Source organism: Lachnospiraceae bacterium oral taxon 500 (assembly GCA_002999035.1).
Lineage (GTDB): Bacteria > Bacillota > Clostridia > Lachnospirales > Vallitaleaceae > W11650.
In genome coordinates, this window is the sequence record CP027241.1 from 1,636,762 (window position 1) to 1,650,321 (window position 13,560).

At 37.2% G+C, this 13,560-nt stretch carries 6 protein-coding genes and 1 pseudogene; all 7 read left to right on the forward strand.

What is annotated here, in order from left to right; genetic code table 11:
* Positions 1 to 9 precede the first annotated feature (9 nt).
* The gene (locus C3V36_07590; GenBank protein AVM69113.1) at positions 10 to 384 is read left to right on the forward strand and encodes a hypothetical protein; all 375 of its coding nucleotides are present in this window, start codon (positions 10 to 12) and stop codon (positions 382 to 384) included.
* Between the two features lie 392 nt (positions 385 to 776).
* Positions 777 to 2,420: a MobA/MobL protein gene (locus C3V36_07595; GenBank protein ID AVM69114.1), complete on the forward strand. Its 1,644-nt coding sequence runs from the start codon at positions 777 to 779 to the stop codon at positions 2,418 to 2,420.
* Between the two features lie 241 nt (positions 2,421 to 2,661).
* A complete protein-coding gene (locus C3V36_07600; GenBank protein ID AVM69115.1) occupies positions 2,662 to 3,381 on the forward strand; it encodes a replisome organizer in 720 nt (239 codons plus the stop codon).
* 181 nt (positions 3,382 to 3,562) lie between these two features.
* A complete protein-coding gene (locus tag C3V36_07605) occupies positions 3,563 to 3,748 on the forward strand; it encodes a hypothetical protein (GenBank protein AVM69116.1) in 186 nt (61 codons plus the stop codon).
* 19 nt (positions 3,749 to 3,767) lie between these two features.
* Positions 3,768 to 4,115 (forward strand): annotated as a pseudogene (locus C3V36_07610) (DNA topoisomerase III).
* A 3-nt stretch (positions 4,116 to 4,118) separates the two neighbouring features.
* The gene (locus C3V36_07615; GenBank protein ID AVM69117.1) at positions 4,119 to 4,670 is read left to right on the forward strand and encodes a conjugal transfer protein; all 552 of its coding nucleotides are present in this window, start codon (positions 4,119 to 4,121) and stop codon (positions 4,668 to 4,670) included.
* A gap of 49 nt (positions 4,671 to 4,719) precedes the next feature.
* Positions 4,720 to 13,557: a helicase gene (locus tag C3V36_07620; GenBank protein AVM69118.1), complete on the forward strand. Its 8,838-nt coding sequence runs from the start codon at positions 4,720 to 4,722 to the stop codon at positions 13,555 to 13,557.
* The last annotated feature ends 3 nt before the right edge of the window (positions 13,558 to 13,560 follow it).

The window sequence follows — 13,560 nt, forward strand, 5'->3', positions numbered from 1 at the left end:
GAATGAAAAATGAAAGAGTTAGAAAATGTAATGAGCCAGTTGGAAAAAGAAACTAAGAAAAAAGAACAGGCGGAAAACAAAATCAAGCAACTAAGACAAAAGAAATCACAGCTAAAAAGAAAGGCGGACACGAAACGAAAAGTAGAAAAAGGAGGCGTGTTTGAGAAATTTGAAAAACAGATAACCGGAGTAGAAGAAAATACAGATAATGATTTAATCTATGCCTTTTTAGATTATGTACTTTCTGATAATCGAAATAGAGAAAAGCTAAAAGAACTTACAGAAATTCATTTAAGAGAAAAAGAAATCTCATTAGAAGAAAATCCAAATCTTGAAGAAGAAAACACAAATGATAATTTTGAAGAACCGACTGATGAAGAATAAGAAAAACAGAAAATGTATTAGGAATTGAGATGGAGCAAAGTGAGAAACATTTTAACACTTTGCTTTTTTGTGGATTTAAAAATCTACAAAAAGCAAAGTTCACAGGGGTCTAAGGGGGAGTAGCCCCCTTGAACAAATAAAAATGCTTTAGCGTTTTTGTTTCCTTAGCGGAGCGTATAGCTTTCCGCAGGAACGCAAAGCACCGAATGTAGTCGGTGTATCTTTGCGCCCTTTGAAAAAGGGAGTAAAGATACCTTTCAACATCAGGATATTAAAATATGAAAATTAAATAATGGATAAAGATAAGCAGATAGAAAATTATTAAAGAAAATCTATCTGCTTTTCTTATGCCCGAAAATACAAAAATCATAAATCAAAAGGAGCGAAAAAGAATGGAAATCAAAAGTTTGCATACCCATGTAGATATTGTTACAAGGTCAAAGGGACATAGCGTAATTGCAAAAGCTGCATATAATGCAAGAGATAAATTACAAGATGAATACTATGGAAAAACACATGACTATTCTAAAAAAGAAGACCTTGTATTTTCAAAAATCTTTCTGCCGGAACATATCCCAAAAGAGTTTTCAAACAGAGAATACCTATGGAATAGTGTTGAAAAAATCGAAAAAAGTAAAAACTCACAACTTGCAAGAAATCTACTCTTTGAATTGCCAAGAGAATTAAATGAACAGAACAGAATAAAGTTAATCAGCGAATTTATAGAAGAAAACTTTACTTCGAAAGGTATGATAGCGGACTGTAATATTCATAATCCTATGGCAAGCGATCATGAAGAACAACCACACGCACATATCTTACTTACCCTAAGAGAAATGGATAGTGAGGGAAAATGGAAACCGAAATGCAGAAAAGAATATATCCTTGATGAAGACGGAGAAAAGATAAAACTGAAAAGCGGAAACTATAAATCAAGAAAAGTAAACTTAAATGATTGGAACGAACCTGACAAAGCAAAAGAGTGGAGAGAAAACTTTTCAAAAAAAGCAAACGAATATTTAGCAAGGAACAACATAGCTAAAAGGATAGATCCACGCACCTTTGAAGAACAAGGCAGAGAAGAACTCCCGCAAATCCATTTAGGAACAAGCAGTTACCAAATGGAGAAAAAAGGCATACAGACAGAAAGAGGGAACCAAAACAGAAAAATCATCGCCTTGAATTTAGAATTTAGAAAATTAAAAGAGGAGCTATCCAAACTTACAGCTTGGATAGGCTCGTTACTTGGAAGTCTGCAAGTAAAATATGATGAATACAAACAGGAGAAAAAAGAAGAATATGAGAACAAGGCGGAACTCTTTAATCTCTATGAGTACATCAGTATTTATTATGACTTACAGGGAGAAAAAGCAAGAAAGCTAAACCCCTATGTAAGCAACAAAAAGATAGGTGCAGACTTAAGACGATTTTCAAAGGCAAGAATATATCTGAAAGACAATAACCTTAAAACCATAGCAGACCTACAAGAAAAGATAAGCACATTACAATCCCAAAATAAGAAGATTAGTCAAGACATCAAAGTCAAAACCCAAAGAATAGAAACACTTCATCAGTGCCTTGTCTATGCAGACATCATCAAAGCAAACAGAAAGGTTTATGAGGAGTGGAAAGGTAAAACCTTTTTGTTCAAAGATAGCTTCTACAATGTCCATCAAGAGGAAATCGACAAATACCAAAGAGCAAAAGGACGGATTGAAAAACTAAGCGGTGAAAGTGCCTTAAAGCCAAAGAGTTGGAAGAAAGAGATTGAAAGCCTTGAACAAGAGATAAAGAACTTAAACCGTCAATCTCAGCGAATAAAAGACGAATACGAGCAAATCAATCATATCAAGTATGCCGTAAAAACCGTCAATGATGATTATGGAATAGACCTATCCATTGAGATTGATAAGGCAGTCAAGAGAGGAGAAAAACCGAGTGTCATTGCTCAGATTAAGAAGTACCAAGAGCAACAAGAAGCCTATGAAAAACGAAAGGAAAGGACAAAAGATTATTACAGGAATGAGGAAAGATGAAGTCCTGAAATGGGATACCATTTAAGGGGGGTGAACAAATCGTTCACTCCTACAAGCAGACGCACTGTTTCAGTGAATAAGGTCTGTATACCCATTTTAGGAACGCAGATATAAAGCAGAGTCCTTGTTTTAGGGACTTGCACAAAAACGAAGGGTGTCGTAAATCACGACTTCCTTAAAGACTATGAGGGGAGTAATGATTTGTTACTCCCTTTTGCGTAAGAAAAGAAAGGAGAGAAAAATGGCAGAAAGACGAATGTTTTCCAAGTCCGTTATCTGGTGCGATATGTTTTTAGAAATGCCTTTATCCTCACAGGCACTTTATATGCACCTGAATATGAGTGCCGATGATGATGGATTTGTAGGCAATCCCAAAACAATCTTGAGAATGATAGGAGCAAGTGAAGATGATTTTAAGATATTAGTTACCAAAGGCTTTGTGATTGTATTTGAGAGCGGAATTATTGTGATTACCCATTGGAAACGAAACAACTACATTCAGAAAGATAGGTACAAGGGGACAATCTATAAAGACGAAAAAAGCTATCTAAACATCAGTAACAACAATCTTTACGAGAAAACGGAGCGTATCTGTATCCAAAATGTATCCGATTTGGATACACAGGATAGGATAGGTAAGGATAGGTTAGATAAGGGTAGTATAGATAAGGGTAGAGGAGAAGAAGAAAGCCCCCCACCCCCAAACTCAAAAACCTACGGGGAATTTCATAATGTCAAATTAAGCGATGAAGAATATCAAAGACTAAAGGAAAAGTTAAAAAGCCACACAAACACAATGATTGAAAAACTGTCAAGATATATCAAGAGTACAGGAAAGACATATCAAGACCACTATGTAACTATCCTTAATTGGTATGAACAGGATAAAGAAAAACTATCACAGAAAAAGACCGGCAAGATTCCGACTATTGAAGATTATGACAAGGGAGAACATTTATAGTTATCCTATAAGGCGGTGTAAAGGCATTTTTAGAGCGTTAAGACTAAAAGAGGTATCAAAGTATACCTAAGATAAAAATTAAGCTTTAAAACTCGATTTATCCCTTAATCAAATAAAAATATTTAGAGTGATTAGAAAAATAAAAGTCTAATCGCTTTTTTTTATTGCAAGGAAAGGAGCAATGCAAATGACAGATGTGAAAAGCAAAGCTGAAAATACATTCCATAAAAAGATTGGAAAAACAAATTATAAAGTTACAGTACATTTCAGCGAAACAAGTAATGAAACAATTACAGATAAAATAAATAGGCTTATTCAAAAAGAATGTGAATATATGAGTTATAAAAAAGGCGAAGAAATTTCTTAAATACCCTTGACAAAAGCTATCAGAGGACACACTTTTAAAGGCGATGGAGATAGCCGGAAATGACAGTTTAGACAAGAATGTGGAAGTCGAACGAAAAGGACTGGGAACTCCTGCAACTCGTGCCGGAATCATAGAGAACTTGATCTACAAAGGCTTTATTGAAAGGGATAAGAAAAATTTGATTGCAACACTGAAAGGAAAAAGTCTGATTGAGATTGTTGCAGATAACTTTAAATCAGCAGAAATGACGGCACAGTGGGAAATGGAGTTGTCTGATATAGCACAGGGCAAATCTTCCAAAAAAGAGTTTTTAGAGGGTATAGAGGCGGAAATAAAAAATACTATAGCTAAGTATAAAGAGGTTTAGCCTATGTTTGATACTTTAATGAAACTTGATGAAAATAGAGAGATTTTAGATTTTTATGCAACTGATAAAAGAGCCATAGAAGAACTTTTAAATAGAGAAAAATTCAGAACAACAGTCTATGAGCCTGCGTGCGGACAAGGACATATTGGTAAGGTGCTTAAAGAATATGGATATAAAGTGAAAGCGACAGATATTTGTTACAGAGGTTATGGAGAAGAAAGAGAAGTAGATTTTTTCACAGTTAAAGAAAATACCTTAGACATAGTAACTAATCCGCCCTATTTTTGTGCTGACAAGTTTATAAAACACGCTCTTGAAATATCTAAATCAGGAACAAAAATAGCGATGCTTTTTCGTTTGGCATTTTTGGAAGGACAAAAAAGATATGAGATGTTTAAAAAATATCCGCCTGAAAGAGTATATGTATTTTCCAAAAGGCTTAATTGTGCTAAGAATGCTGAATTTGAGAAGTATAAAAGCAGTGCGATCGCTTTTGCATGGTTTGTATGGGAGGTGGGCTATACAGGAATAACAGAGCTTAGGTGGATAAAATAATTTAGTTTAAATCCCTCGAAATCGGGGGAATTAGAAGAAGGAGGTAAAAATGCGAATCAATGATTTTCATAACATTTTGGAGCTTGTAAAACAGGATATTTTGCAAAGTGAAGCGGAATATTTAAAGCTCCTAAAGGTTGTCGGAAACAATCAACGATATGATTTTAGAAGTCAGTTAAGTATCTATGATAAAAATCCGGAAGCAGTGGCTTGTGCCAAGTTCGATTATTGGCGTGAACGCTTTCACCGAACTGTTATGCGAGGACAAAAAGGGATTCCGATTTTAGAGGACTACGGCACATACAAAAAGGTTGACTACATTTTTGATGTAAGTCAAACCGTTTCAAGGAACAGAGATGTTAATGAGGTCAATCTTTGGAAATTTGATAAAGAAGCTCATCAAGATGTCTTAAAGGAAATGATAGCAAGTGAAGGCTATGAAGAAAGCGAAAGTAACCTTGAAAATATCTTTTCTTTAAGCAGAATTTACGGTGATGAAAAGATAGACAGCCTGATGAATGAGCTTAGAATCGCCGATGAGGACAGCATATCCTTTGTCAAATTTGTAAGGGATTCCATCAGCTATGCGGTAGCTTCAAGATTTAAGATGGATTATCCGATGGATAAGGAGCTGTTAAGAGAAAATTTCAAAAGACTGGACAGCATATCCATTATGAGTCTTGGTGAAACCGTATCGGATATTAGCGGAAATATTATAGATACAACCATTCAAAAGAGCAAAGAGATAGAGCTTCAAAAAGGAGTTTTAAGAAGCAGAGAAGCAGGATATAATAAGATTAGAGAAGAAATTGAGAAAGGAGATAACCATGTACTTCGACGAGATGATCAGGAAAGAATTAGTGAAACAGAGCGAGTTCTCCGAAATGGAGAGTACGGACGAGATAGCAGGCAAAATCAGGGAGAATACACTGAACAGTTTGGAGGAACAGACGGAATTCATCGAGAAATATCCCAATCCGACCTACGCAGTGATGAGGCTGGATTATCTTTCACAGAGCGAGGAACAGAGCCGCTTCGAGATGTTAGTGGATCTATACAAGGAGAAGAAGCTGACAGAACACCTGATGGACATTCAGAAACAGGCGATAGCATTTATGAGAACAGAGAAGCCGAAACTGATGGAAGCTTGGAAAATAGAGAGCGAGGAAAGTCCTCAGTATGGAGCGATGATTTCAGCCCTGAAGGAAATGACCATCAAGGAAATCGTGGAAATCTAAAAGAAAATACCGAATCAGAGATAAGAGAAGCGGACGAGGCTTCTTTTTCTTTGCCTGAAAATGCTTATGGACAACTGATCCTGACTATTCCTCTTAGTCAAAAGGAAAAAGATGTGTTCTTGATCAACGGAGGAAATCATGATGGCGGCAGACTTCCTGTTATCGCCGAGTTTTCTAAAGGAAAAAGCAATGAAGAATTAGGAGAATACCTTAAAAACACTTTTCAAGGGGGAAACGGCTATATCATTGACGGAAATGAAATCTCAGCGTGGTATTCGGATAAGGGGATTCATTTTGCTTCCGGAACATCGGCAAGAGAGGATCATACGCAGGTTTTAAGTTGGAGTGATGCTGCAAGTAGGATAAATGAACTTCTTAATAGCGGAGAGTTTGCCACAAATGTGGAGCTGAAAGAAGCCTTAGACTATGAAAGAGATCGGATTTCAGAGTCCCTATGGTATCTCATTCACGATTTGAGTGAGGAAGGAAAAGAACAAGGCTTTTTTGAATTTCTCGAAAAGGGAGGTGGCTTTCCGGATGAAACAAAACGATTATCCGAGGCACTGAAAAATCCTGAATACCTAAAGGAAACAATCAAAGAATATGATAGATTTTTAGCAGGATACAAAGAAAACAGAGATATACTAAGGTTTCACTATCATAAGGTGGACAGCCTTTATCAGAAGTTACAGGAGCTTGCACTGCCAAGAAAAGAATATACTTCTAATCTTATTGAACTTCCGATAGTGAATGCCTTTATTACGGAAGATGAAGTCCTTGCTACCCTTTCAAGGGGAAGCGGAATTGATAGAGGAAAAGAGCGAATTACAAAGTTTTTCAAAGAAAATCACACTTTACAGGAAAAAGCCAACTTTTTAAAAGATGAGTATGGAACAGGAGGAAGAAGCCATGCGGTATCAGGCTTGACAGGTAGTGGAGAATGGCACGATGCCAAAGGAATAAAACTGGAAAAGGATAATTGTAAAGATGTGTTTCTTACTTGGTCAAGCGTGGCAAAGCATATTGATGAGCTGCTTTCTAAAAATCTTTATCTTGAAGAAAAGACGGTAGAGGAAAAGAAAGCGGAAGATCAGAAACCAAGCTATTACTCGAAAGATAATCCCGAAAACCTGATGACTGAGGAAATGCTGAAAAGAGTACCGGAGCTTTATGCACAGGAAGATGTGGAGTTAGCGGATAAGGAAGTTCATGCAGCATATATCATTCCTTTCCGTTCTAACTGGACTTGGTATATGACAGAGTACGACAGAGAAAGCGGTGATGCTTTTGGTCTTGTTTTAGGGATTGAACCTGAATGGGGATATTTTAACCTTGAAGAATTAAAGGAACTTAATGCTGAGAGGCTTATCTTGGAAGATTTTCCAAAGACTTTTCGAGAAATCAAAGATACCGAGCTTGTAAAACAGATGAGCGAGGAAGAAATAGACCGAGTATTTAACGGACAGCTTTCCTCAAAAGATAATCATAAGGAACAGGAAATTTTTTATCTTAGTGATAAAATGGGAATTTCCTTAGAAGAAGCCGAGGGTATTATCAACGATAGGAGCAGGTTGTCAGGGGTTAGTACAGAGAATACAAACAACAAAGATAATTTACTTGATGAAAAAAGTCCTGTTCAATCTACCCTATTTGACTACATTCAGCAAAAAGAAGAAGTAGAGCTGAATGAAAAAGAAGAAAGTCTTGCAGAACAATTTGCAGTGAAACAAGGTGATACCGTATATTTTGACCATGAAGCATATATCGCAAGGGATATTGAAAAAAATAAGGTAAATGGAAAACCGGAGGTATGGCTTTATCCGGCAAGAGATGGGAATAGGCAAATTGCAATCGTACCGTTTATGGATAATGAGGATCTGTTAAGAAAGATAAGCCTTGAAAGACCGAGCTTTTTAGTTGGCGATGAAGTGAAATACAAGGATAAGGACTGTACTATCACACGCTTTGACAATATGGGAAACAACTTAAAGACGGTAACGGTTAAGGATAATACCGAATATCTTGGAGGCATGATAACAGGCTCCGATGTCATTCCCTATCGTTTAGAAAGCGATCTTGATCGAATATTTGAAAATCTGACATACACGAAAGCTAAAGATACGATTCAAGATATTGATGAAAAGGCAGAAAAACCTAAAATAGAAGCTCATAACTTTAAGATTACCGAAGAAATCCTCCCTGAAAAAATAACGCCAAGTGAAAGGTTAAACCAAAACCTTGAAGCAATCTCCATGCTTAAACGAGTGGAGAGTGGACAAAGAGAGCTTGACAATACAGCTCAGGAAGTCTTGGTAAAATATGTCGGTTGGGGCGGATTATCTGAAGTATTTGATGAAGACAGAGGTGGTCAATGGAAAGAAGCAAGAGCATTCTTAAAAGAAAATCTATCGCCATCAGAATACGAAGCTGCTAAGGAATCAACCTTAACAGCTTTTTATACGCCTAAAACAGTCATTGACAGTATCTACTCTACCCTCTCAGGAATGGGTTTTAAGAGTGGTAATATCTTAGAGCCGTCAATGGGCATCGGAAACTTTATCGGCAATCTTCCTGATGAAATGAGTGAGTCAAAGTTTTATGGCGTGGAGATTGACAGTATAAGCGGTCGCATTGGAAAACTCCTTTATCCGGAAAGTGATATACAGATTAAAGGATTTGAGGAAACTTCCTTTTCCAATAACTTCTTTGATGCGGTGATTGGAAACGTGCCGTTCGGAGAATACAGGCTCAATGACAGAGAGTACAACAAAAATAACTTTCTTATCCACGATTATTTCTTTGCAAAATCCATTGATAAGGTAAGAAATGGCGGTGTTATCGCCTTTATCACATCTTCAGGTACGATGGATAAAAAGGACGAAAGTGTTAGACGATACCTTGCAGCAAGAGCGGGGTTTTTAGGAGCAATCAGACTTCCGAACGATACTTTTAAGGGTGTTGCCGGAACAGAAGTAACCTCGGATATTATCTTCCTAAAGAAAAGGGACAGTATCAGAGAGCGTGAGGAGGACTGGATACATCTATCTGAAGATGAAAATGGTCTGACATATAACAAATACTTTGTAGATCATCCTGAACAGGTACTCGGCACAATGCGTGAAGTATCAGGCAGATTTGGAAATACCCTTGCTTGTTTGCCAAAAGAAAATACAGACATAAAGGAACTTCTTACAAAAGCAAGCGAAGAAATTTCTAAAGATGCTAATTATGAAGAAATAGAGCTGCTTGATGATGAAATCACATCTATCCCTGCCACAGATGATGTCAAAAATTTTTCATATACTATCATTGATGACGAAGTGTATTACAGAGAAAATTCCCTTTTTGTAAAGAAAGAGATAATCGACAAAAATAAGGAAAAGATTAAGGACTATCTTGAACTGAATACTGCCCTTAAAGATGTTATCTACAAGCAGAAAGAGGACTATTCCGATGACGAAGTGAAAAAAGCTCAGGAAAAGCTCAATGAAGTCTATGACGGTTTTTCAAAGAAACATGGCTTTGTAAATAACCTTTCCAATACCAGAGCCTTGAAAGAGGACAGTAACTTCCCGCTTGTTTCCTCCATTGAAATCCTTGATGAAGAAGAAAACTTTAAGGCAAAGGGAGATATTTTTTCAAAAAGAACAATAACAAAGGCAAAGACAATCGAACATGTAGATACTTCCCTTGAAGCCCTTGTCTTATCTATGTCTGAAAAAGGTTATGTGGACTTTGACTATATGGAAAGCTTGACAGGAAAAGAGCGACCTACTTTGATTGAGGAGCTTCGAGGAGAAATCTATCTAAATATCAGAGAGGAGCAAAACTTTTACAGACCGATATCCTTTAACTTGGAAGATGGGGATTTACCTTTCGCCTGTGCAAATGGCAGCAATTCATATAAGTATGGCTATGTTACAAAGGACGAATACCTATCCGGAAATATCAGAGAAAAGATTACCATCGTAGACAGTTATCTTGCAAAGTTAAGACAGACGGAACGGGAACTACCTCATCTTGGCTATGCGGAAGATGGCAAAGAAAAAGAGCTGATAAGCTATGAGATGAACCGTTTGGAATATCAAAAAGCTGAACTTACCAAAGTATTACCGAAAGAGCTTGAAGCAAGTGAGATTAGTGTTCGTCTTGGTGCTACTTGGATACCGATGAAGGATATTGAAAAATTTATCTTTGAAACACTGAAAACTCCGGGTTATGCCAAATGGGATATTAAGGTTAAATTTTCAAATCTTACAAGTGAATGGAATATTGAAGGAAAGAGCAGAGATAAGGGTAACGATCTTGCAGAAATGACCTATGGAACATCAAGGGTAAACGGATATAAGCTGATTGAAGATGCCTTAAACCTTAAAGAAACGAAAGTATTTGACCAGATTGAAAATCTGGATGGCTCGAAAAGTTCTGTACTAAATAAAAAGGAAACTCTCCTTGCAGGACAAAAGCAGGAGCTTCTAAAAGAAGAATTTAAGAACTGGATATTTAGCGATCAGGAAAGAAGAAACAGACTCGTAAAACTGTATAATGAGCGTTTTAACTCTATCCGAAATCGTGAATATGACGGAAGTAATCTCTCTTTTGAAGGAATGAATACGGAAATCAAACTCAGACCACACCAAAGAAATGCCATTGCACGAAGTTTGTATGGAGGAAATACCTTGCTTGCCCATGTGGTGGGAAGCGGAAAGACCTTTGAGATGGTCGCTTCCGCAATGGAAAGTAAAAGGCTTGGAATGTGCAGTAAATCTCTCTTTGTTGTACCGAATCACCTAACAGGACAGATTGGCAGAGAGTTTATGCAGCTTTATCCGTCAGCTAACATTATGGTGGCGGATAAAAAAGACTTTGAGCCGAAAAACAGAAAAAGATTTATCGGCAAAATTGCAACAGGCGAATATGATGCGGTTGTAATCGGTCATACGCAATTTGAAAAAATCTCGATGTCAAAAGAATACCAAGAGAAGCATATTCAGGATCAGATTGATGAAATTTTGAACTATATTGAGGAATATAAGCACGACAGAAACCAAAATTTTACGGTTAAGCAACTTGAAAAGACCAAGAAAAAACTGGAAGCAAGGCTTGAGAAACTAAACGATGATTTTAAGAAAGACGATGTCATTACTTTCGAGGAACTTGGTGTAGATAAGCTTTTTGTGGACGAAGCACATGGATTTAAGAATTTGTATCTTCATACAAAAATGCGTAATGTTGCAGGAATCGGGCAATCGGAAGCCTTTAAGTCCTCCGATATGTTTATGAAATGCAGATACATGGATGAGATGACAAACGGGAAAGGTATTGTCTTTGCCACAGGGACTCCTGTATCAAATTCCATGACAGAGCTTTATACTATGCAGCGTTATCTTCAGTATGAAAACCTAAAGAAAAATCACTTGGAGCATTTTGATGCTTGGGCAAGTACCTTTGGAGAAACTCAGTCCGCCTTTGAACTTGCTCCTGAAGGAACAGGATACAGAGTGAAAACAAGATTTTCCAAGTTCTACAATCTGCCTGAGCTGATGAGTATGTTTAAGGAAGTGGCTGACATTCAGACCGCAGATATGCTTAATCTTCCTACACCTGAAGCTAATTATGAAGTTATTAAGACTGAGCCGTCTGAGGAACAAAAGGAAATTCTAAAGAGCCTTTCTGAAAGGGCAGATGATGTAAGAAATAAGGTTGTTGAGCCTGATGTTGATAATATGCTTAAAATTACCAACGATGGTAAAAAGCTTGCCTTAGATCAGCGTTTAATCAATCCCCTACTTCCTGATAATCCTGACAGCAAGGTGAATGTTTGCGTGAAAAATGTCTTTAGTATTTGGGATAAGACAAAAGATGATAGGTCAACACAGCTTCTATTTTCCGATATGTCCACACCGAAAGGCGATGGAGAGTTTAATATCTATGATGATATTCGAGAAAAACTTGTAGCTATGGGCATACCGAAAGAAGAAATCGCCTTTATCCATGAAGCTAATTCAGATAAACAAAAAGATGAACTCTTTGCAAAGGTGCGAAAAGGAGATGTGAGGATATTACTCGGTTCAACACAGAAAATGGGAGCCGGTACAAATGTTCAAAACAAGCTGATTGCACTTCATGATTTAGATGTCCCTTGGCGTCCAGCGGATTTAGAGCAGCGTGCGGGTAGAATTGTTCGTCAGGGAAATGAAAATAAGGAAGTGAATATCTATCGTTATGTAACGGAAAATACCTTTGATGCCTATTTGTGGCAGACCATAGAGAATAAGCAGAAGTTCATTTCTCAGATTATGACAAGTAAAACACCTGTCAGAGTGGCAGAAGATGTGGACGAAAGTTCCCTTAATTATGCAGAGATTAAAGCACTTGCCACAGGTGATCCGAAGATTAAGGAAAAGATGGATTTGGACAATGAGGTTACGAAACTTAAAATGCTGGAAGCAAACTTCAAGTCCAATCGTTATAGATTAGAGGACAAGGTTGCTAAAAATTATCCGGAAGAAATCACAAGAACGGAAAAGCTGATTGAAGCTGTAAAGAAAGATATAGCTGATGTAGAGCCGCAAGGAGAAGGCGAAAATAAATTTACTTCCATTACCATTTTGGGAGAAAAGATTACTGATAAGAAATTAGCAGGAGAAAAGCTCCTTGAAGCCATTTCTAAAGTAAAACTCAATGAAAGCAAAGTCATCGGTCAGTATCGAAATATGGATTTAGAGGTCAGTTACAACTTCTTTACCAATGAGCATAACTTCAGCTTAAACGGTGCTGCAAAGCATTCAGGAGAGCTTGGCACAAGTGCAGACGGAAATATCATAAGATTGGATAATGCTCTTGAGAAAATGCCTGAGAAATTAAATAGACTTGAAGAAAAACTCATCAGCACCAAAGAACAGCTGGAAAATGCTAAAGAAGAACTTAAAAAGCCGTTTGAAAAGGCTGATGAGCTGAAAACTAAGGTATTAAGACTTGCGGAACTGAATAAACTGCTTGATATGGGAGAAGTGGAAGAAAAGAGAAATGACAATCCTCTTGTGGAAGATGTAAAAAGAGCGATTATTGACTTCTGCAACAGAGAGTATGAAGAAAACCACAGCTATGATGAGTTTGACAAGTTATACCCTGACTTAAAGCATATCGGGATTGCCTATACCGATACACCGGATGAAAGGCATGGGATTCAGTACGAACTGAATTTAGAAGCTAAAACATGGACACAGTATATTGATGATACTCCAATCAAAACAGAGAGCTTCGACTATGAAAACAAGGGAGAAAATGAAGCTCTAAAGAACATGAAAAATGAGATTGAGCTATCCTCTTTTGAAGATTTGATCTATGTGGATTCCGAAGATTTAAGAGCAGCAACGGGACTTGATATTGATGATGAGGGGAACTTCTACGATCCGCTTGCAAAAGACCTCGATAATGACGGTATCATCGACAGATATGACAATGATTTCAGGGACAGTGATTACTTTGAATCAACCTATGATGTGGAAGATAATCTTCATACAAAAGAAGAAACTGCTCAAAGAACAGATGACAAGCCTTCTATTTTAGGACAGATAAGAGCTTATCAAAGTGAAAGCAAAACGGAAGAAAAACAAACTACAAAAGAACAGGAATATGCAAGATAAGGG

Bases quoted from the DNA above. Each gene is read 5' to 3' on its own strand.
- C3V36_07590 (AVM69113.1), top strand. From the start codon at position 10: ATGAAAGAGTTAGAAAATGTAATGAGCCAGTTGGAAAAAGAAACTAAG.
- C3V36_07595 (AVM69114.1), top strand. From the start codon at position 777: ATGGAAATCAAAAGTTTGCATACCCATGTAGATATTGTTACAAGGTCA.
- C3V36_07600 (AVM69115.1), top strand. From the start codon at position 2,662: ATGGCAGAAAGACGAATGTTTTCCAAGTCCGTTATCTGGTGCGATATG.
- C3V36_07605 (AVM69116.1), top strand. From the start codon at position 3,563: ATGCAAATGACAGATGTGAAAAGCAAAGCTGAAAATACATTCCATAAA.
- C3V36_07615 (AVM69117.1), top strand. From the start codon at position 4,119: ATGTTTGATACTTTAATGAAACTTGATGAAAATAGAGAGATTTTAGAT.
- C3V36_07620 (AVM69118.1), top strand. From the start codon at position 4,720: ATGCGAATCAATGATTTTCATAACATTTTGGAGCTTGTAAAACAGGAT.